This is a genomic window from Carnobacterium mobile DSM 4848 (assembly GCF_000744825.1).
Lineage (GTDB): Bacteria > Bacillota > Bacilli > Lactobacillales > Carnobacteriaceae > Carnobacterium_A > Carnobacterium_A mobile.
The window spans coordinates 1353849-1374204 of the sequence record NZ_JQMR01000001.1 but is presented as its reverse complement, the minus strand read 5'-3'; the positions used below and the strand labels follow the sequence as shown (position 1 = coordinate 1374204).

Here is a 20356-nt window from a genome sequence, read left to right as displayed (position 1 = left end):
ATTTAAAAAACGGTTCGCACAACTGTATAAACACTCATAAAGAACTTAAAAAAATTTGTGTTAAAAGTGTGAACTTCTTTTATGTTTAAAGCTTAACTGGTTTAATAAAAAAAATCAAATGATAACCCTTTTAACCATTCACTCCTATAAAAAAATGGAGCTCGTTTTTTCGATTGGCTGATTGTGTCTGTTATCTATTGTTGCAATCACTAGTTACATTAAATGATAACAAATAGGGCATTTCTCTATTTTATATGAGTGCTAGTGTTCGCCTGCTTAATCTTTTAAACATTATGTGCTAAAATAAAGAACATAAAGCAACGAGCTGGAGATTACAGAGAACGGAGTCGTTTAAAAATGAAGCTATTGGCAATTGATTCCTCTAATCAAGTAATGAGTGTGGCGGTTTTAGAAGACCGCAAATTGATTGGAGAAGTTACTACGAATGTAAAAGGCAATCACAGTCAGCGTTTAATGCCAGCAATTGAAACAATCATGAAAGAAGCTGGTTGGAAACCGACCGAATTGGATCGAATAGTTGTCGCTAAAGGACCTGGATCTTATACCGGTTTAAGAATTGGTGTGACGATTGCGAAAACATTGGCCTGGACTTTGGATAAAGAAATTGTAGGTGTTTCAAGTCTAGCCGTGTTAGCAGGAAACTGCGAAGAATCTCCGCATTATCTTGTACCATTATTTGATGCACGTCGCGGAAATATCTACACGGGAGTATATCAATGGCAAGCTGGGAAATTGGTTCAAATTGAACCAGATACCCATATTTCAGCTGAAGCATGGGCCAGTTACTTAACCAAATTTACTGGGACGATCGAATTGATTGGCGAAGACCGTTTGTTACATGTAACGACTTTTGAACAACAGTTGGCCGATCGCGTTATTTCTGCGCCTTTGAAAGACCATTTGTCTAAAGCAAGTGTGCTAGGACTGTTAGGAAGAACAAAAAAGCCAGAAGATGTCCATACGTTAACACCCGATTATTTAAAATTGGCAGAAGCGGAGGAAAATTGGCGCAAAGAACATCCGGATCGGCTGGAGGAATCGTATGTTGAGAAAATTTAGGGAATGGTTGGAGACTGAGCAATCAATATGGAGCATAGGAGAACAGCAGGTATCAAATGGGAATTTAGCTGAAATAATCCGCTTATCAGCTGTAAAACAGACTTTAAAAGATGGACGGATAGTGGAAGTAAGGATTGCAACAGTTGATGATATACCGGATATTGTCCGAATACAAGAGTTAAGTTATAATGGAACCGCCCCTTGGAACGCAACTGCTTTAGAACATGAGATCAAACGCAATAGACGAGCATTGTATTTAATTGCAAGTCTTGAAAGCCAAACGGTTGCTTTTGTGGGCACTTGGTTTGTTGAAGGGGAGGCCCATATTACGAATCTTGCCGTAGTTCCAACAGAACGGCAAAAAGGCCTGGCCTATTATTTGTTAAAAGAAATTGAGCAATTGGCAGAACAACAAGGTATGCATCAGTTGAGTTTAGAAGTTCGTGTTTCAAATACAACGGCTCAGAGTCTCTACCGGAAACTAGGATTTAAGGCGGGGAAAGTCAAAAAAGACTATTATGCTGGCGACCATGAAGATGCATTGGAAATGAGTAAACCTATTTTAAGAAAGCGTGATATACATGGATTTAACGAATGAGACAATGGAAAAAATCCAATTTATTTTTCCAGAAAAAGAACTTATTACGAGTGAGCGAGTGTATCAGATAGCAGAAGAAAGTTATCCAAATGGTTCGCCTTGGTCAGTAACCAATTTTCAAACGGATTTGGATACTTCGCTTGCAGGATACGGCTTTGCAGTCAAAGATGAAAAAGCAATCGGTTTTATCGGCTATCGTCATTTTTTAGGAGAAGCGGAGATCACTAATTTTGGTGTAAATCAACTGTTTAAACAACAAGGAATCGGCAGTCGTCTAATGGCTGCTTGTTTATCGCATTTAGATGAACAAGGAATGAAACAGCTGTTTTTAGAAGTCCGTGCGAGTAACCAGTCGGCGCGGACAGTGTACCAAAAATTTGGTTTGAAAGAAGTAGCAATACGCAAAAACTATTACCGTGATCCAAATGAAGATGCGGTAGTCATGCAATACATCAAGCCAGAAGAAGAATAAAAATGTAAAGTAGAAAGAGTGAAAGCATGAGGCCTGAACAAAATTTAATTTTAGCCATTGAAACGAGTTGTGATGAAACGAGTGTTGCTGTCGTCGAAAACGGAGAACGAATGTTGTCTAATATTGTAGCGTCACAGATTAAAAGCCACATGCGTTTTGGTGGCGTCGTACCGGAAATCGCGAGTCGGCACCATGTTGAACAAATCACTCAGTGTATTGAAGAAGCTATGGAAGAAGCAAGTGTTTCTTACAAAGACTTATCAGCAGTTGCTGTAACGTATGGACCGGGATTAGTAGGAGCTTTATTGATCGGCGTTAATGCGGCTAAGGCATTGGCTTATGCTCATGACTTGCCTTTGATCGCCGTTAATCATATGGCAGGACATATCTACGCTAATCGGTTGATTCAGCCATTAGTTTTTCCGTTACTAGCTTTAGTCGTCAGTGGCGGACACACTGAATTAGTGTACATGGAAAAAGATGGAGATTTCAAGATTATTGGAGAAACACGAGACGATGCTGCCGGAGAAGCTTATGATAAAATTGGACGAGTCTTAGGTTTGCCTTACCCAGGCGGTAAGCGGATCGACGAAATGGCTCATCAAGGAAAAGATTCGTACCATTTTCCGCGGGCTATGTTGAAAGAAGATAATTACGATTTTAGTTTTAGCGGGTTAAAAAGTGCGTTTATCAATTTGGTTCATAATACCGCTCAAAAAAATGAAGAAGTAGACAAAAATGATTTAGCAGCTAGTTTTCAAGCAAGTGTAATTGAAGTGTTAGTCAAAAAAACAATACGTGCTGCAAAAGAGTTAGGAGTCAAACAGTTGGTTTTGGCTGGAGGAGTAGCGGCCAATCAAGGATTGCGAGAAGAATTGATCACAACAATGAAGCAAGAACTGCCTGATGTTGAGCTTTTGATCCCTCCATTGTCGCTTTGCGGGGACAATGCTGCTATGATTGGTGCAGCTGCTTACGTAGAGTACAATCGGCAACAATTTGCCGGTTATGACTTGAATGCACAGCCTGGTTTAACTTTTGATAGTTTTGAAGAGCAGATAGTGAACAAATAAAGAAAATTCCCATAAAAATAAGCAGTAGAGGTTGAGACAAAAGTCTCAACCTCTTTGCATATCCGAATGTTTATTCTAGAACGTGTTCAAAGAAGCAGACCCGACGTCCACTTTGTCATGCCTGTAGTAGCTTTAGCTACGTACAGACATGATACACTTAGGCGCTAGCTTAAAGTGCTTCTATTAAATGCTCGGTTGTCGTGTGACCATACTGCGCTTATTCGTTCCAGTTGCCGTATCCCTTGCAGCTTTAGCTGCTTAGGGATACGGTATGCGAGATAGAAGATTCGGGTCTAAACGCTTTTTGTCTCACTCCCTTATTGCTCATCAAGTTCTTCTAGTTCGATGCTTTTTTCTTCCCATTCCGTTAAGAGCTGTTCATTTCTTGTTTGGAGATCCGTCAATTTTCCATTGAGTTCTTGAACCTGGATATGATCTCCAAAAACTTCAGGTTCGGTCAATTGAAGTTCAATCGCTTCGATCGCTTGTTCCAATTCAGACATTTCACTTTCAAGTGCTTCGATTCTTCTGCTTAATTGACGAACTTTTTTTTGCGTCTCTTTATTTATTTCCCGATGGTTTTTGTTTGTTAAAGAGGCGTTTCTGCCAATTTGTTTGTCTTGTTCGGCCGCTTCTGCTAGCTGTTGCAATTCTTCTTGCTGTGCTTTTTTCTCAATATAATAATCATAATCCCCTAGGTAAAGGGTACTTCCTTCTTCAGATAATTCGACTACCGCTGTAGCTAAACGGTTAATAAAATAACGGTCATGAGAAACGAATAAAAGGGTACCGTCAAAATCAATCAACGCATTTTCCAAGACTTCCTTACTGTCGATATCCAAATGGTTAGTCGGTTCATCCAATACTAGAAAATTATCACGGTGCAAGGATAATTTAGCTAAAGCTAATCGCGCTTTTTCGCCTCCGCTTAGGCTGGAAACACTTTTTTCTACATCATCGCCTGTAAATAAAAAACTACCCAAAATACTGCGGATATCTTTTTCAGGTGTAGTGGGATGCTCGTCCCATAATTCATTGAGCACCGATTTTTTAGAATTGAGGTTTGCTTGTTCTTGGTCATAATACCCTAAATCAACATTAGCTCCTAGCTGCTCGTTGCCATGAATTAAAGGCAAATCACCAATCAAAGACTTTAACAAAGTAGATTTTCCAATTCCATTTGGACCAACCAACGCAATTGAATCATATTTTCGAATCTCTAATTCAATGGGGGCAGATAAAATGTGTTCTTTGTATCCAATAGCACCATCCGTTAAAGTTAAGACCACATTTCCGCTTTCTTTATTGGTTTGAAAACGAAAGTGTGCTGATTTTTCATCGCCTTGAGGCCGATCCATCCGATCCATTTTTTCCAATTGTTTTCGACGGCTCTGGGCACGTTTAGTTGTAGAAGCCCTGACTAAATTACGGTTAACAAAATCTTCTAATTTAGCAATTTCTGTTTGTTGTTTCTCATATTCTTTCCATTCTTGTTCCAGTTGTGCAGCTTTTAGAGTTAAATATTTGGAATAATTGCCTTTATAATGGGTTATTTTCTGTCGGCTGATTTCATAAACTTCATTAACGACTTTGTCTAAAAAGTACCGGTCATGAGAAACGATCAATAACGCTCCATGATAAAGTTGCAAATAGTTTTCAAGCCAATTTAACGTTTCGATATCTAAATGGTTAGTCGGCTCATCTAAAATCAATAAATCTCTTTTTTCTAATAATAGTTTAGCCAAAGCTAATCGAGTTTTTTGGCCTCCAGATAACTGGCGAATGTCTTTTGCATAATCTTCTTCATAAAAACGAAAACCATGTAAAACAGAACGAATTTCAGCTTCATAGCCGAAACCATTGGCTGCTCTAAAATCATGTTGAAGCTGATCATAACGGGCTAATGTTTTGTGATAGAGGGTTTCATCTGCCAGCAGCTCTGGGTCGCCCAGTTGGATCTCTGTCTGGCGCATTTCCTTTTCTAATTGGATCACCGGTTCAAAGACTTTTAACATTTCATCCCAAATAGAACTGGCAGAGTCTAGGCCGGTATTTTGTGCCAGGTATCCAATCGTCACGTTTTTACTTTTAATAATCTGACCTGCGTCTGGCTGTTCAACATCTGCAATCATTTTTAATAAAGTAGATTTTCCAGCACCGTTGCGTCCTACTAAAGCTATTCTAGCATTTTCTTGTATTTCTAAATAAATGTTTTCAAAAAGCACATCTGCTCCAAAATAGCGCGCGACATGCTGAACTTGTAATAAAATCATCTTATTTCCTCATTTCATTATTCTCTCTTCTAGTTTAGCATATAAGCTGTCATTCTGATATTGTTCTAAGCAATCTTGTCAGAAAAAAAGCAGAGATTTCACAATCTTATATTGTGAATGTTCACAAGATGAAACAAGGGAAAATCTGTTTTCTTTTTAAAAGTAAGAAAAAAAGACTAGTATTCTCTTTAAAAGATGCTATAATGACTAAGTCGAAGTAAAGAAAAGCTTGTGAATTTTCATTTAAATGAAAATTCTTGTGAAAAAATGTTATCTAATAAGATCATTTTAAAAAACTTAACGGAGGAAGAAAATGACTAATCCAACAGTACCAAAAGCAACCGCTAAAAGACTACCTATTTATTATCGCTATTTACGTTTCTTGCACGATGCTGGAAAAGACCGTATTTCTTCAACGGAGTTAAGCGAAGCAGTAAAAGTTGATAGTGCTACTATCCGTCGTGATTTTTCTTATTTTGGAGCATTAGGAAAAAGAGGATATGGTTATGATGTCGAAGATTTAATGAACTTTTTCAGTAAAACACTAAAGCAGGATCGTTTAACCAATGTGGCTTTGATCGGTGTAGGGAATTTAGGACATGCTTTGTTGAACTACAATTTTCATCAAAGCAACAATATGCGGATCAGTGCTGCTTTTGATATCAATGAAGAAATTATTGGAACGATCTTAAGCGGCGTACCCGTTTACCCTATGAGTGAAATGGTAGAGCAACTTAAAGTGCAGCAAATTGAGGTAGTTATTTTAACAGTCCCTACAGAAGTAGCGCAAGACACTGCAAATACATTAGCTGAAGCGGGAGTGAAGGGCATTATGAACTTTACACCTATTCGTATTTCAGTACCGAATGACATGCGTGTACAAAATGTCGATTTAGCGAATGAATTGCAGACCTTGATTTACTTTTTAGACCATTATAAAAAAGAAGAAGCATAAAAAAAGCGGCAACCTTATTTAGGTTTGCCGCCTTTTTTTATTTTAAAATAAATCTCCAAAAGCTTTGAGGCACGAACAAAATCATTCGTAGCAAATAGTACGAATAAGACAGGGAAGATTCCCCAGCCTTCTGTTGAGACTGAATTGATCGTGAACCAAATGAAGATAAAAGACATTACATAATTAAAAACGATTTGCATAATAAAGTTTTTACTATTCATATAATTAAAAAGTTCCTTTCTTTAGTGGAAAATGAATCATTGAAGCAAATTGAGCGCGACAACAGCAGTATTCATCAGCACATGTGCGATAATGGGAGTAGCAATGTTTTTAGTTTTGATATACAAGTATGAAAAGACAAAGCCCATTGAAGAGTAAAGCAAAATATGACTGTCCTGATGCATGAAAGCAAATAACAAAGAACTGATAACAGCTGCCCCAACACCGCCTGTTAAGTCATAAAAAAAGCCGAAGATAACTTTACGGAAAACAAATTCTTCCATAATAGGAGCCATAATGGAGACAATGATCAAATAGAAAGGATATTTACTAACTATTAATAGAATATTTTGAGTATTTGCTGAATCTATTGGCAAGCCCAATAACTGAGTTTCAATCAAATTAGCTAGGACCTGTGCAGCAAAAGCCATTATGATTCCAATCAACCCCCACTTAAGGACTTCAGATCTTCCGGCAGAAGGACCTACTGTGATGCTATTATGAATAGTTGATTTTTGATTGAGTAGTATCATCAACAAAGCACCAAGAGTAAAGGAGAAAATTGTTCCGTAAACACTTGCTTCTGTTTGATATTGAATCGGTGCTGCTGCTAAGAACAGAACCGGCAAGAATTGAGAGAGGACATAAACTAAAATCATCCGTACCTCTGTATGTCGAAAAATATTTTTCATATCTACTATTAAACCTTCTTTTTTTAGAAGTGGTTACTTCTTTATTTGGATCTTTCAGTAAACGATTCTTTTACTAAAAAAAACTACAATTAACGTATTACTGAAATAAGTTACATTTGTCAGTATAACATAAGATGAATGGCAATGTGTGAACTTTTGATTCACCTCAAGAGGAGAAAGGAACGTTCTGCAATAAAAAAATTAATCAATTTTAACAAAGACTGGATTAAAAGACTTGCAATTAATAAAGAATTTGATTATGATAAAAGAGTGATTTAGCACTCAAATGATAAGAGTGCTAAACGAAAGAACAAGATAAGAAAAGTGGAGGGATTTACGTGTTAAAACCATTAGGAGATCGTGTTATTATTGAAGTCGCAAAAGAAGAAGAAAAGACTGTCAGCGGGATTGTTTTACCGGGTTCTGCGCAAGAAAAACCTCAAACTGGTTCAATTATTGCAGTAGGTGAAGGCCGTATACTAGAAAACGGAACAAAAGCTGAGTTAGCTGTTAAAGTTGGCGATACAGTTTTATTTGAAAAATATGCGGGAACAGAAGTAAAACACAACGGTAAAGATTTCCTTGTTGTGAATGAACGCGATATTATTGCAATTGTCGAATAACAAGTAGTGTAAGCACTAAAAAATGCATGGATTGTAAACAGAAGTCTCTTTTAAACTAAACAATAAATCAATAAATAAAGTTACACAAATTTATTAATGAGGTGAAGTGAAAATGGCAAAAGATATTAAATTTTCAGAAGATGCCCGTTCAGCAATGTTACGTGGTGTGGATATTTTAGCAGATACAGTCAAAGTGACATTAGGACCCAAAGGAAGAAATGTCGTATTAGAAAAATCTTTCGGTTCACCATTGATCACAAATGATGGAGTCACCATTGCCAAAGAAGTGGAATTAGAAGATCATTTCGAAAACATGGGTGCTAAGTTAGTGGTTGAAGTGGCTTCGAAAACGAATGATATAGCAGGGGATGGAACAACAACTGCTACGGTCTTGACTCAAGCAATTGTTCGTGAAGGACTAAAAAACGTAACTGCAGGTGCTAACCCTGTCGGTATTCGTCGTGGAATCGAATTAGCCACTAAAGTAGCAGTAGAAGAATTGTTGACGATTTCTAAAAAAATCGAAACAAAAGAATCTATTGCACAAATTGCCGGTATTTCATCAGGAGATAACGAGGTTGGACAATTAGTTGCAGACGCTATGGAAAAAGTCGGCAACGATGGTGTCATTACGATTGAAGAATCTAAAGGAATCGAAACGGAATTAGATGTAGTAGAAGGAATGCAATTTGACCGCGGCTACTTATCTCAATATATGGTGACAGATAACGATAAAATGGAAGCTGTATTGGAAAACCCGTATCTGTTGATTACAGACAGAAAAATTTCTAATATACAAGATGTCTTGCCATTATTAGAACAAATCTTGCAACAAGGCCGTCCATTATTAATTATTGCAGACGATGTAGACGGTGAAGCTCTGCCAACATTGGTTTTAAACAAGTTACGCGGAACATTCAACGTAGTAGCAGTTAAAGCTCCAGGATTTGGCGATCGTCGCAAAGAAATGCTAGAAGATATTGCCATCTTAACAGGCGGTACTGTGATCACTGAAGACTTAGGGTTAGAATTGAAAGATACGAGCATCAATGAACTAGGACATGCTGCTAAAGTCGTGGTTACAAAAGATTCTACTACTATTGTTGAAGGAGCAGGTTCTTCAGAAAATATTGCACAACGCGTATCTTTATTAAAAACACAAGCTGGAGAAACCACTTCAGACTTTGACCGTGAAAAATTACAAGAACGTTTAGCAAAACTTTCTGGCGGAGTAGCTGTGATCAAAGTTGGAGCAGCAACAGAAACTGAATTGAAAGAACGCAAATTACGCATTGAAGATGCTTTGAATGCTGCTCGTGCAGCTGTTGAAGAAGGCATTGTTTCCGGTGGTGGAACGGCTTTAATCAATGTTCAATCTAAAGTTGCAGAAATTGAAGCAGAAGGAGACGTAGCAACAGGTGTAAGAATCGTTGTACGTGCTTTAGAAGAACCAATTCGTCAAATTGTTACAAATGCAGGACTAGAAGGTTCTGTTGTGGTTGAACAAATGAAACATGCTGAAATGGGAATGGGATTCGATGCGGCTAATAATGCATGGGTAAACATGATTGAAGCCGGAATTGTCGATCCAACAAAAGTAACGCGTTCAGCTTTACAAAATGCAGCAAGTATTTCTGCTCTCTTGCTAACAACAGAAGCAGTGGTTGCTGATCAACCAGCTCCAGACGCTCCAATGGGCGGCGGTATGGGTATGGACCCTGGTATGGGCGGTATGATGTAAGAAATAGATTAAGGAAAGAGAGCGGATGAGGGGAAAGACTCATCTGCTCTCTTTTTAATTTGTTGCTGTAAAAGTTGCATCTAATATGCCCTCTAACGCTCTTTAGGTTGGAACTGTGTTATGCAATTAGACGTTTATTGAAGTCTTTTATCGCTACATTTGATATAGTGTAGATGAACTTAATGAATTTCGAAATTTGTCGTTAAACTATCTAAAGTGAAAATCGTTCTAAAAAAGGAGGAAAGTTAGTGTTAAATAAAGTTCTTGAACAATTTAGATTGCAGCCAATATCAGTCAATGCAGTAGAAGATTCTCATAGCTCCACAGTTTATAAATGCAAATTATTTAATGGTGAGAATGTTTTTATAAAAATTCCTTATTCAAAATTGAAGTTCCAGCGAGAATTAGAAGCTTATGAAATCTTAAAAGAACAGGTCTCTATTCCTAATTTGCTGGCTTATTGGTCTGGTGATGAGGAGTATCCAGGTGCTTTTTTGTTATCTGAATTAAAAGGGAATCCCTTAACAACTAACGTTTCTTCAGCGACAGCATTTCAAGTCGGTATTCTTCATGCTTCCATGCACAACATCCAACCATCTAATGCGACAACATTAACCGGCATAAAAAACGAATTTATAAACTGGTCTAGTTTTGTTGAAAATCAATTTTATAGTTTTGCTGAAGATGTAAGAGAAGTAGTGGATGAAGCAGTATATAGAAAATCGATTGAAAAATTTGAAGAAATGAAGCGAAGTCTTCCTTCACCAGATGGACCAAGTTTCATACATATGGATTTTCGTCCAGCTAATATAATTGTTGACGGAAATAACGTTTCGGGAATGATAGATTTTGAAAGTGTGCGATTTGGTTCGACAGAAACTGATTTCACGAAATTGTACCGTGATTTTTTAAGCTTTGATCTGGCCTTGTATCAATCTTATCAAGAAGGCTATAAAAGTATACGACCCTTGATAGACTTAGAAGTAGTATTGCCTTTTTATCTATTTACAGATACGTTCAATAGCATTGGGTGGTGCAAACGCCGAGGAATAGAAAAGAATGCTTTATTTTTAGAAAAAAATTTAGCTGACCTAAAGAAGATTGTCTTGAGCTAACTAGAATACGATTTCCACGTACTTAAGACGAGACAGATTATTAAATAAGGCGGTGCTGAATGAAAAAAACATATGGAACTATTTTATTGATTATCAGCAATGTCTTATCATCAGGAATTGCAGCCTTTATTTCTTTTGGTATTTTTAGATTGAGTTCGATAGAGATTGAAGGAAAGCCTCCTTCTTATACAGGAGCTATTCAAATCGCTTTAGTGGTTTTGGTGATTGAATTAGTGAAGTGGTTTAGTTTTTACCAAGTTGTTTATAAAAATAAAACTCCTTATTTAGTCGTGTATCTTTTAATTAGTATTTTATTGATGACTGCAGGTTTCAAGCAATTAATGGCATTGCTTTTAGGGGTACTTTACTTTGTGTCAATAGTCCTGCTGTTTTTTTCAACTAAAGATGTTCAAACTAAAAAGGAGCCTGCTCTTACAGAAAAAAGTGAAAAAGAAAAACCCATGAAATCAGGATTGGAAAAACTCGGCTTTTTCTTACTCCTACTCGCTATTGTTTACAATGGTGCTGAATTGTTTTATTCGGTGTCGTCAATAGACCCGTATTTCAGGGAACAACCAATGGTTTTAATGCAGATTATCATTATACCAGTAGCTATCCTTGCTTTATCGTGCTATGCCTTGTATAAAATAGGAACTAACCGTTATTCTTATTGGAAATATTTGTTTGTTATTCTAGCTGGTTTAAACGGCGTTTCCATTTTAAACATGTGGTATATTGAAAAGCAAGTAGGGACTTCCTTTACTCCAACACTTTCCGACCCATTAGCAATTCTAACAGTAAAACAGCTGTTGGTTAGCGCGGTTTATTTGATTGGTTTTGTGTTGATGAACAAAAAAGCAGGGCGTAAATAAGCTAGAAAGGAGTTGGGGTGAAAAAATCCTAACTCCTTTATTGTTTCGGAACTAAAATTTGAATGATGCTTTTTCCTGGAATCTGTGGCGGTAATGACCGAGTAGTGATTGGTTCAGTCACTAACATAACGGTAACAGTTGTTCCGGCCTTAATTTCGTCCACACTCAGTTTTTCATGAGTTTCAGCAGTTAGAATAGGGACGTCTTTTGTTAAAAGAACGACTTCATCAAAAGAAATAGCGTCTGCATCTTCTTCAACTTGTTTCAAATTTTGCAAAATAAGTTGCTGTTCAGCTGCTGAGCCGTCTTCTTTTACCATTCCTTCGTATGCTACTCCCTTTTCTTGCGAAGAGTCAGATAGCGAGTGTGCTGAATCAGCTGTATCCTCTTTTTTAGATGTTCCACAGCCAACAAGAGAAAGTACAAGTGCCATTCCAACTGTCAGCAGTAAAGTTTTTTCATGTTCAAACCACTCCTTTGTTTTTACTGTTCTTTTCTATTAATCTATAATTAATCTATAACGAATTGGATTTAAAGTAAAATAGAAACCATCATCGGATTATTTTTCTTTTTTTTCAAAGGACGCTTTTCTTCTATTCAGCGATTAAATAGAGTAAACTAAAAAGAAAGAAAAGGGTAGTTTAAGGAGGGCAAAAATGGGCTTTTTATCTATTGCTATTCAATTAGTATTAGGAATTGTCTTTTTAATATTTGGTTTTGTAAAATTTGATGCTAAAAAAAGAGCCAAGGATTTTGAGCGTTATGGATATCCTCAATGGTTTAGGATCGTCTCCGGTGTGATTGAAATGATTGCAGCTATATTAGCTATCTATGGAATCGTTAATCAAACTGCAGCTGCTTGGAGTGGATTAGTCATTAGTGTAATTATGGTCGGAGCGATCTTTACTCAAATCAAAATTCGAGATCCGCTGCAAAAAATCTTAATGCCGGTAGTTATTTTGATTTTAGGAATGATTATTTTGGCTTTAAATTGGCAATTCATTTTGGGACAATAAAAGGGGCTGGAGAAAAGTAGGTGTTGCTCTACTTTTCTCCAGTTTTTTTCGTTAATAAAAAAATGAAAAAATAGAGGAAACTTATTAGAGAAGAAATAAGAAGGTTGCTTTAGGCAGAAAAATAGTGTATGTGTAAAATAGTTCTCGAGATATTATTATTTTTTACTGGCAAAAAGAAAGAAGGCGTTCTATCATAAATGTATGCTTGACCGGCAAATACATAATTGAAAGAGGCCTTCTTATGAATAAGATTATATCAAAGGTTTACCAAATAATAAAGGATTCAAACAATTTAATAGAGACAGAAGAAGCTATTCAGGTTTATATGTATGAAGTATTTTCTGAATTAGTGGGAGATGTCTTCACTCATATCAATCAGGTGATCAAAGAGGAGAAACAACTTGAAGGTTGGAAAGTGAAACGAGAAGATTGGAAAACGGTCCAATTTATTTTCGGTCCCGTTCGGTACTATCGTACCTTAATGGTAGATCACACGGATCAGAATCATTATCCACTAGATGAGTGGTTAGGCATTCGAAAATATCAGCGTCATAGTCCATTAGTAGAAGTAAAAGTGGCTGAGTTGGCGAGTAAAGCTACTTATCGAGATACTGCAACTATGCTAAATGAATGGACGGCTGTCACAATCAGCCACCAAACAGTTGGCAGTCTTCTTAAACGCGTTGGATCAGCACAAGCACGTGAAGATGAAGAAAGCGTATTGGAGCTAGAAGAAGCAGCTGAATTACCAGAAGGGAAAAAAGTGGACTATTTCTATGCCGAAGCGGATGGCGTTTTTGTTCGTGGAACAGAAAAGAAAAAAAGCTTAGAAGTTCGTCATGCCATTCTTTACGAAGGCTGGAATAAAAACGGAAAACGCGTTTCCTTAAAGGAACCTAAAGCCATTATGACGACTAAAAAAACCGCTGGTTTTTGGGCAGAGGTTCAAGCCTTTACAGCGAATCATTATGCCTTACAACAAGCCCAAGTCATTACCAATAGTGACGGTGGACAAGGCTATACTGCAGATAGATTCCAAGAAGCTTTTTCTCAATCGAATTATCCCGTTCTCAATCAGCTAGACTCTTATCATGTCTTCCAAGGCTTGAATCGTGCATTTGGCGTGAAAACTAACGTTTTTAAACAGCAGGTCAAGCAAGCATTAAAGACGCATGATTTAGATCATTTAACTATTTGGCTGGATACGTATGAAAGTACGTTAGACGAAACAGCAGCAGTGGAAAAACTGAATACATTTAGAACCTATGTTTTACGGAATTGGGATCGGATTTTCGATTGGCGCGAAAAAGTAGAACAGGCTCCGAAAGGCGCCAGAGGATTAGGCGCAATGGAGTCGAATCAACGACACATCTCTTTTCGCATGAAAAAGCGAGGAATGCATTGGAGTGCAGAAGGTTGCGAAGCTATGGTAAAGGTAAAACAAGGGATGTTCAATCACACCTTGCGTGAAGACTATCTTCACCAACAAAATAGAAGTGCGAGACAACAACGCAAGCTGAACCAAACGGTTCGTTTATCGTCGTTATTGCATGAGAAAACACGGCAGTCAGTCGGGGCAAAGAATGGGATCATTCCATTGTATGCCTCTCGTTCATCGGCAATAGGACAATTAATTAAAAGTTTTCGTTAATTCCTGTCTTTTGGGAGAAGGTTCCTGGTTTTAGGAACGTTCTTCCAAAAGATGGGCCAGCAAGCGGCGGAGCCGTGCGGTAGCTGATGGGTGTACAAAAATAGAGTGCCTAAACTAGTGAAGGAATAGGACGCTCGAGAAAAACTTGACACAAACAAAATAGTTTCTGAAAAGTGTTTTTTGCTAATTTATGGTATGATGAAGGACGATAAGTAAGAAAGTAAATCAGTAGTTGGGAGCGAATAACATGAACAGGATTTATCCAGATGATAGCTGGGCATTACATACAGATTTGTATCAAATTAATATGATGCAAACGTATTGGGAGCTAGGAAAAGCAGATAAACATGCTATATTTGAGTGCTACTTTAGAAATAATCCCTTTGAAAGTGGTTATGCTGTTTTTGCTGGTCTGGAACGCGTCGTAACATATATAAAAAACTTGACCTTTTCAGAATCGGATATCAGCTATTTGCGGGAAGTGGGACAATATCCAGAAGACTTTTTAAATTACCTTGCTGAGTTCAAATTTAGAGGGACTATCCGTTCGATGATTGAAGGAGAAGTTGTTTTTGCTAATGAACCGATCCTCCAAGTGGAAGGCCCTTTATTCGATTGTCAGTTTGTTGAAACAGCTATTTTAAATATTGTTAATTTTCAAACATTGATTGCAACGAAAGCTTCTCAAATCAAATCTGTTGTTGGAAGTGATCCGGTATTGGAATTTGGTTCAAGAAGAGCGCAAGAAATGGATGCGGCGATTTGGGGAACTAGAGCGGCTTATATCGGCGGTTGTGATGCCACAAGCAACGTTCGTGCGGCTAAAATATTTAATATCCCAGCAAGCGGAACACATGCGCACTCATTGGTACAAGTATATCGGAATGACTACGATGCGTTTAAAGCTTACGCAATGACGCATAAAGACTGTGTATTCTTAATAGACACGTATGATACGTTGAAATCCGGTGTACCGACGGCTATTAAAGTAGCGAAAGAAATGGGCGACAAAATCAATTTTTTAGGCGTTCGCTTAGATAGTGGTGATATGGCCTATATTTCAAAAAAAGTTCGCCAACAATTAGATGAAGCTGGATTTCCCGAAGCTAAAATTTACGCATCTAATGATTTAGATGAAAAAACAATTTTAAACTTACGAATGCAAGGAGCTAAAATAGACGTTTGGGGTGTCGGAACAAAATTGATTACGGCATATGACCAACCAGCGTTAGGTGCAGTATATAAATTAGTTTCCATTGAAGACGAAAATGGCAAAATGGTAGATACCATGAAAATCTCCAGCAACGCTGAAAAAGTATCTACGCCTGGGAAAAAACAGGTATGGCGGATCACTGGAAACGATGACGGAAAATCTGAAGGAGATTATATTACGTTATGGGAAGAAAAACCGGATGAAGCAAAAGAATTGTTTATGTTCCATCCGGTGCATACCTATATCAACAAAACGGTTACAAACTTTACAGCCCGTCCTTTATTAAAAGAAATCATTGCTGAAGGGGAACTGGTTTATTCTTTGCCGACTCTTGGAGAAATCAAAGAATATGCGATTGCCAGTTTGAATTCATTATGGGAAGAATACAAGCGCAGCTTAAACCCTGAGGCTTATCCTGTTGACTTGTCGCAAACTGCTTGGGATCATAAGATGAATTCCATTGCAGCCATACGTAAAAGTATCAATCAACAAATTCAATAAACCTGTTTAACGGATCCTAAAAAAAAGAACCTCTAAAGGGTTCTTTTTTTTATAGATAAATTGAAATTAGCATGAAATATAGAGGGTAGGGCGTTCCGACCTCTTTTAAGGACCATAAGTCACTTAACATTCAATCGTTAAGGTAGGCAAATCGCTTTTACGTGCCCTAAGTGTAATACATGCTATTACTTAAGGCACGTAAATTTTTTTGAATACGATAACGAGTGTAAAAATCCTATCTATTTCCGATTAAATCAATAAGATCTTGCTATTAACAAAAAAATGTCCTCATTTTCCTATTTTACTCAAGAGAAAGGGAGCATTTTTTTTGTAGATAAATTGAAAAAATAGAGCCGTTGCATGAATTATGCTATACTAAAATAATAGAAAATAGATGAAATGAGGGCGGAATAAATGACAAAATTACAAAATCAAATCATTAAAGAAATGCACGTAGCTCCGGAAATCAATGTACAGTTAGAAATACGAAAAAGTATTGATTTTCTAAAAACGTACTTGCGTAAAAATCCGTTTTTAAAAACCTTAGTATTAGGAATCAGCGGAGGGCAAGATTCAACACTTGGAGGAAAATTAAGCCAAATGGCTATGGCTGAAATGCGCAAAGAAACAGGAGATTCTGATTACCGCTTTATTGCGATCCGCTTGCCTTACGGTGAACAAGCTGATGAGCAAGATGCAATTGATGCAGTAGCGTTTATTGGAGCAGATGAAAGCATACGAGTTAATATCAAACCAGCAGTCGATGCAACGGTTCAAACCTTAAAAGAAACCGGTGTAGAGGTAAGCGATTTCGTTAAGGGGAATATCAAAGCTCGCCAACGGATGATTGTTCAATATGCTGTTGCTGGGATGCGTCAAGGTGCAGTAATTGGAACGGATCATGCTGCTGAAGCAGTAACCGGTTTTTATACTAAATTTGGCGATGGTGCTTCAGATCTTACACCGTTGACTCGATTGAATAAACGACAAGGAAGAGCATTGCTGCAAGCATTGGGAGCCCCAGAACATTTGTATTTGAAAATCCCGACAGCTGATTTAGAAGAAAATAAACCGGGAATAGCAGATGAAGTAGCTTTAGGTGTTACCTATGAAGACATTGACAACTACCTTGAAGGAAAAGAAGTAGATCCGACAGTTGCAGCACAAATAGAAACATGGTATTTGAAAACTCAGCACAAGCGTCATTTGCCTATTTCTCTCTTTGATGATTTTTGGAAATAAAGAAAGGTAACAGCTATTCCGCTAAATAATTCAAACTGGAATAGCTTGTTTTTTTAGATAGGAAGAAAGGGAGAAAACCGTGAAAATAGAACAAATCTCAATTGTTGTTCCTTGTTTTAATGAAGAACTGGCTTTGCCTTTTTTCTATGCAGCTTTAGAGGAGACCCGCAAAAACCTTAAACAGGCAGACATTGAGTATATTTTTATAGATGATGGTTCAAAAGATCAGACATTAAATACTCTTAAAAAATTTGCAGCACAAGATACAAAACGAGTTCATTACTTATCCTTTTCCAGAAATTTCGGAAAAGAAGCGGCTTTAATAGCTGGATTGCAGTATGCTACAGGTGATTATATTGCAGTAATGGATGCCGATCTGCAAGATCCGCCTGAATTGTTGCCGGAAATGCTGGAGTTATTGCGGACGAAGGAATATGACTGTATTGGTACCCGGCGCATAACGCGCAATGGGGAACCTCCTATTCGTTCTTTTTTTGCGAATTGCTTTTATCGATTGATGAATCGCATTTCTGATACAGAATTTGTGGATGGCGCTAGAGATTATCGCTTAATGACCAGAAGAATGGTAGAAGCCGTTCTTTCGCTTGGTGAAGTAAATCGTTTTTCAAAAGGCATTTTTAGCTGGGTAGGATTTGAAACCTATTATTTGCCTTATGAAAATAAAGAACGGGTAGCTGGAAAAACGTCTTGGTCTTTTTGGGGATTATTCAATTATTCTTTAGAAGCCATCATTAATTTTTCTGAATTTCCTTTAACTTTTGCTTCATTTATTGGGTTGTTTTCCTTTCTGGCAGCGATGTTTTTCTTGCTGTTTATTGTTGTTCGAGCTTTGATCTTTGGAGACCCGACAGCAGGGTGGCCTTCATTAGTAACGATCATGCTTGCGGTTGGTGGTCTTCAGTTATTTTGTTTAGGGATTGTAGGAAAGTATTTAGGAAAAACGTATTTAGAAACGAAAAGACGACCATTATATATTTTAAAAGAAACAGATCAAACTGAAAAAGAAAAAAAGCAGTAGCGAAGTATGCAGATTTTTTGCAGTAAAGAAGGGATGAAAAAATGGAAAGAAATTCCCGTAGGCCACTGAAACCAAAAGAGAACAGCTCAGTTTCCCGCGGATCATTTAATCAGGTAGTAAAAGAAATAGGCATTACGTTGGCCGTTGGAATGTTGGGAGCTGTTTTTTCAAATTTTTTGTTACAAGTTTTTCAAAACCAATTTAGTTTTGAACTGGCTTGGTTGTTTATGGTTCATTGGCATACAGAATTATTTTTACTAGGAACCAGTGTCTTATTCGTTCTTTATCTCTGGTTTTCAGCGCTCATCGGCAGTCGGCGAGTCGGGATGATTCTCTTATTTTTGTTGTCTATTTCATTAGGCATTGCAACTCAACAAAAGATGCTGCTGCGTGAAGAACCGATGTACCCATCTGATTTTTCTATGTTGACCAATTTGCCTTTTTTACTTCAAATGGTAAACGGCAAAACAGTGTTGTCTATCCTATTCTTATTCATAATCAGCTTAGCTGTCATTTATTGGCTAATTAAACAGTCTCGTAAACGAGTAAAACAAAAAGACTCGCACCATAAGTCCATTTACAGAATAATTAGAATAGGAGTATGGCTATTATCCAGTGGTTTGCTGGCCTATGTTTATGGATTTAACGATTCTGGAAATTTAGTTAAAGCAGCTTATAACGATTATGCTTACTGGATTCCTTACAGCCAAGAAATGAACTACTACAATAATGGTTTTGTTGGCGGCTTTTTATACAATTTAAATGTTACGCCAATGGAGCAGCCAGCCGATTATTCGAAAAAAAGAATAGAACAACTCGTTACCAAATACCAAAAACAAGCAGAGCAGATCAATCAAACAAGAACGAGCAAGTTGGATGACGTAAATATTGTCTATGTTATGAACGAAAGTTTTTCAGATCCTACTCAATTAAACGGTGTTGACGTATCTGATGATCCCTTGCCTCAAATCAGACAGCTGATGAGCCAAGAGACAAGTGGGGAAATGTTGTCCCAAGGGTATGGCGGCGGAACGGCAAATATAGAATTTGAAGCCTTAACAGGTTTGTCAATGGAACCTTTTGCGCCTAATTTAAGTACCCCTTATACTCAGATGGCGACTCGTATGAAAGAATTGCCGTCACTCGTAACGTATTTAAAAGAAACAGGACATCAGACTACTGCTATTCATCCATATAACACTTCAATGTACAAACGCAAACAAGTCTACAGTGAGATGGGATTTGATACATTTTTATACGATCAAACGATGACGTATCATCAGACAATTGAAAATAATTCCTATATTTCTGATCGATCGGCTTACCAAGAAGTGATCAAACAGTTAAACCAAACAAAAGAAGCAGATTTTATTCATTTAGTGACCATGCAAAATCATATGCCGTATGGCCAAAATTATCCTTCTACAACGTTTTCTGCACAAGGAACAGCCGATAATAATGAAGCAGCTCATTACTATCAAGGGATAGCTTATAGCGATACTGCATTAGCAGATTTTTTGAAAGATCTGAAAAAGTTTGATCAAGAAACAATCGTTGTCTTTTGGGGCGATCACTTGCCCGGTTTTTATGGCGAAGAAGTTTTAGGCGCCAACAGTGAATTAACGATGCACCAGACGCCTTTGCTGATCGCTTCTTCCAGAAAGACCGAAAAAGAAGCACTTGGAACCATCAGCCCTATTTATTTTATGAACCATGTGTTAAAAGTAGCGAACGCTCCAGTTTCGCCTTATCATGCACTGTTGATGGCTTTAGAACAAACATTGCCAGCTTTTGAAAAAGGGATTTATTTGGAAGACAACGATCAAGAGCCAAAACAAGAACGTCTTGACTTGTCTGCGAAAACGCAGCAAATTTTAGCAGAATATGATTTGCTGCAATACGATGTTATGATCGGGAAAAACTACAGCAAAGAGCAAAATTTTTTCTCAAACTGAAGGAATGATATTCTGCTGTCAAGCGA

General features: G+C 37.5%; 19 protein-coding genes. 15 read left to right on the top strand and 4 right to left on the bottom strand.

All coding sequences use genetic code 11. The features are described 5' to 3' along the window. Positions 1-357: 357 nt before the first annotated feature. Genes tsaB through tsaD form a run of 4 tightly spaced genes read left to right on the top strand, consistent with a single transcriptional unit; the run spans position 358 to position 3223 of the window. Positions 358-1080: a tRNA (adenosine(37)-N6)-threonylcarbamoyltransferase complex dimerization subunit type 1 TsaB gene (gene tsaB, locus BR87_RS06410; protein WP_035030058.1), complete on the top strand. Its 723-nt coding sequence runs from the start codon at positions 358-360 to the stop codon at positions 1078-1080. Then, positions 1064-1678: a ribosomal protein S18-alanine N-acetyltransferase gene (rimI, locus tag BR87_RS06405; RefSeq protein ID WP_051929707.1), complete on the top strand. Its 615-nt coding sequence runs from the start codon at positions 1064-1066 to the stop codon at positions 1676-1678. Before tsaB ends, rimI (BR87_RS06405) begins: the two co-directional genes overlap by 17 nt. Then, positions 1662-2150, top strand: coding sequence for a ribosomal protein S18-alanine N-acetyltransferase (gene rimI / locus BR87_RS06400; RefSeq protein WP_035030055.1), 489 nt, complete (start codon positions 1662-1664; stop codon positions 2148-2150). Before rimI (BR87_RS06405) ends, rimI (BR87_RS06400) begins: the two co-directional genes overlap by 17 nt. Positions 2151-2176: 26 nt before the next feature. After that, positions 2177-3223: a tRNA (adenosine(37)-N6)-threonylcarbamoyltransferase complex transferase subunit TsaD gene (gene tsaD, locus BR87_RS06395; protein ID WP_035030053.1), complete on the top strand. Its 1047-nt coding sequence runs from the start codon at positions 2177-2179 to the stop codon at positions 3221-3223. Between the two features lie 317 nt (positions 3224-3540). On the opposite strand, the gene BR87_RS06390 is transcribed toward tsaD, so the two are convergent. Further along, positions 3541-5496 carry an ABC transporter ATP-binding protein gene (locus BR87_RS06390; protein ID WP_035030050.1) on the bottom strand — a complete coding sequence of 652 codons (1956 nt, stop codon included), beginning with the start codon at positions 5494-5496 and terminating at the stop codon, positions 3541-3543. A gap of 313 nt (positions 5497-5809) precedes the next feature. Here BR87_RS06390 and BR87_RS06385 point away from each other — a divergent pair, with 313 nt between their 5' ends. Continuing rightward, positions 5810-6451 carry a redox-sensing transcriptional repressor Rex gene (locus BR87_RS06385; protein ID WP_035030047.1) on the top strand — a complete coding sequence of 214 codons (642 nt, stop codon included), beginning with the start codon at positions 5810-5812 and terminating at the stop codon, positions 6449-6451. A 14-nt stretch (positions 6452-6465) separates the two neighbouring features. On the opposite strand, the gene BR87_RS06380 is transcribed toward BR87_RS06385, so the two are convergent. Together BR87_RS06380 and BR87_RS06375 are read right to left on the bottom strand one after the other, a co-directional pair. After that, positions 6466-6672, bottom strand: coding sequence for a DUF4305 domain-containing protein (locus BR87_RS06380; RefSeq protein ID WP_035030044.1), 207 nt, complete (start codon positions 6670-6672; stop codon positions 6466-6468). A 36-nt stretch (positions 6673-6708) separates the two neighbouring features. Then, a complete protein-coding gene (locus BR87_RS06375) occupies positions 6709-7362 on the bottom strand; it encodes a CPBP family intramembrane glutamic endopeptidase (RefSeq protein ID WP_035030042.1) in 654 nt (217 codons plus the stop codon). A 338-nt stretch (positions 7363-7700) separates the two neighbouring features. Here BR87_RS06375 and groES point away from each other — a divergent pair, with 338 nt between their 5' ends. The 4 genes from groES (at position 7701) to BR87_RS06355 (ending at position 11713) form a co-directional block, all read left to right on the top strand. Next, positions 7701-7985 (top strand): co-chaperone GroES, encoded by a 285-nt coding sequence (groES, locus tag BR87_RS06370; RefSeq protein WP_035030039.1) that lies wholly within the window; start codon positions 7701-7703, stop codon positions 7983-7985. A 112-nt stretch (positions 7986-8097) separates the two neighbouring features. Further along, the gene (gene groL / locus BR87_RS06365; RefSeq protein ID WP_035030036.1) at positions 8098-9726 is read left to right on the top strand and encodes a chaperonin GroEL; all 1629 of its coding nucleotides are present in this window, start codon (positions 8098-8100) and stop codon (positions 9724-9726) included. Positions 9727-9974: 248 nt separating this feature from the next. After that, entirely contained in the window at positions 9975-10841 is an 867-nt protein-coding gene (locus tag BR87_RS06360) for an aminoglycoside phosphotransferase family protein (RefSeq protein WP_035030033.1), read from the top strand. A 59-nt stretch (positions 10842-10900) separates the two neighbouring features. Then, positions 10901-11713: a hypothetical protein gene (locus BR87_RS06355; protein ID WP_035030030.1), complete on the top strand. Its 813-nt coding sequence runs from the start codon at positions 10901-10903 to the stop codon at positions 11711-11713. 37 nt (positions 11714-11750) lie between these two features. Here the strand turns inward: BR87_RS06355 and BR87_RS12615 are convergent, their stop codons facing one another. Beyond that, positions 11751-12146, bottom strand: coding sequence for a hypothetical protein (locus BR87_RS12615; protein ID WP_051929706.1), 396 nt, complete (start codon positions 12144-12146; stop codon positions 11751-11753). A 223-nt stretch (positions 12147-12369) separates the two neighbouring features. On the opposite strand from BR87_RS12615, the gene BR87_RS06345 reads away from it, so the two are divergent. From BR87_RS06345 to BR87_RS06320, 6 genes are all read left to right on the top strand, one after another. Further along, positions 12370-12729 carry a DoxX family protein gene (locus BR87_RS06345; protein ID WP_035030027.1) on the top strand — a complete coding sequence of 120 codons (360 nt, stop codon included), beginning with the start codon at positions 12370-12372 and terminating at the stop codon, positions 12727-12729. Between the two features lie 241 nt (positions 12730-12970). Next, positions 12971-14380 (top strand): ISLre2 family transposase, encoded by a 1410-nt coding sequence (locus BR87_RS06340; RefSeq protein WP_035027845.1) that lies wholly within the window; start codon positions 12971-12973, stop codon positions 14378-14380. A gap of 247 nt (positions 14381-14627) precedes the next feature. Then, the gene (locus BR87_RS06335) at positions 14628-16094 is read left to right on the top strand and encodes a nicotinate phosphoribosyltransferase (protein ID WP_035030025.1); all 1467 of its coding nucleotides are present in this window, start codon (positions 14628-14630) and stop codon (positions 16092-16094) included. Positions 16095-16508: 414 nt separating this feature from the next. Further along, positions 16509-17336, top strand: coding sequence for an ammonia-dependent NAD(+) synthetase (nadE, locus tag BR87_RS06330; RefSeq protein WP_035030023.1), 828 nt, complete (start codon positions 16509-16511; stop codon positions 17334-17336). Positions 17337-17415: 79 nt separating this feature from the next. Beyond that, on the top strand, positions 17416-18375 hold the full coding sequence (locus tag BR87_RS06325) for a glycosyltransferase family 2 protein (protein ID WP_035030021.1): 960 nt from the start codon (positions 17416-17418) through the stop codon (positions 18373-18375). Positions 18376-18416: 41 nt separating this feature from the next. Next, positions 18417-20330: an LTA synthase family protein gene (locus BR87_RS06320; RefSeq protein ID WP_084683576.1), complete on the top strand. Its 1914-nt coding sequence runs from the start codon at positions 18417-18419 to the stop codon at positions 20328-20330. The last annotated feature ends 26 nt before the right edge of the window (positions 20331-20356 follow it).

Excerpts from the sequence above, each read along its gene's own strand:
- tsaB (WP_035030058.1), top strand. The coding sequence starts at position 358 with ATGAAGCTATTGGCAATTGATTCCTCTAATCAAGTAATGAGTGTGGCG.
- rimI (WP_051929707.1), top strand. The coding sequence starts at position 1,064 with ATGTTGAGAAAATTTAGGGAATGGTTGGAGACTGAGCAATCAATATGG.
- rimI (WP_035030055.1), top strand. The coding sequence starts at position 1,662 with ATGGATTTAACGAATGAGACAATGGAAAAAATCCAATTTATTTTTCCA.
- tsaD (WP_035030053.1), top strand. The coding sequence starts at position 2,177 with ATGAGGCCTGAACAAAATTTAATTTTAGCCATTGAAACGAGTTGTGAT.
- BR87_RS06390 (WP_035030050.1), bottom strand. The coding sequence starts at position 5,496 with ATGATTTTATTACAAGTTCAGCATGTCGCGCGCTATTTTGGAGCAGAT.
- BR87_RS06385 (WP_035030047.1), top strand. The coding sequence starts at position 5,810 with ATGACTAATCCAACAGTACCAAAAGCAACCGCTAAAAGACTACCTATT.
- BR87_RS06380 (WP_035030044.1), bottom strand. The coding sequence starts at position 6,672 with ATGAATAGTAAAAACTTTATTATGCAAATCGTTTTTAATTATGTAATG.
- BR87_RS06375 (WP_035030042.1), bottom strand. The coding sequence starts at position 7,362 with ATGAAAAATATTTTTCGACATACAGAGGTACGGATGATTTTAGTTTAT.
- groL (WP_035030036.1), top strand. The coding sequence starts at position 8,098 with ATGGCAAAAGATATTAAATTTTCAGAAGATGCCCGTTCAGCAATGTTA.
- BR87_RS06355 (WP_035030030.1), top strand. The coding sequence starts at position 10,901 with ATGAAAAAAACATATGGAACTATTTTATTGATTATCAGCAATGTCTTA.
- BR87_RS12615 (WP_051929706.1), bottom strand. The coding sequence starts at position 12,146 with ATGGCACTTGTACTTTCTCTTGTTGGCTGTGGAACATCTAAAAAAGAG.
- BR87_RS06345 (WP_035030027.1), top strand. The coding sequence starts at position 12,370 with ATGGGCTTTTTATCTATTGCTATTCAATTAGTATTAGGAATTGTCTTT.
- BR87_RS06340 (WP_035027845.1), top strand. The coding sequence starts at position 12,971 with ATGAATAAGATTATATCAAAGGTTTACCAAATAATAAAGGATTCAAAC.
- BR87_RS06335 (WP_035030025.1), top strand. The coding sequence starts at position 14,628 with ATGAACAGGATTTATCCAGATGATAGCTGGGCATTACATACAGATTTG.
- nadE (WP_035030023.1), top strand. The coding sequence starts at position 16,509 with ATGACAAAATTACAAAATCAAATCATTAAAGAAATGCACGTAGCTCCG.
- BR87_RS06320 (WP_084683576.1), top strand. The coding sequence starts at position 18,417 with ATGGAAAGAAATTCCCGTAGGCCACTGAAACCAAAAGAGAACAGCTCA.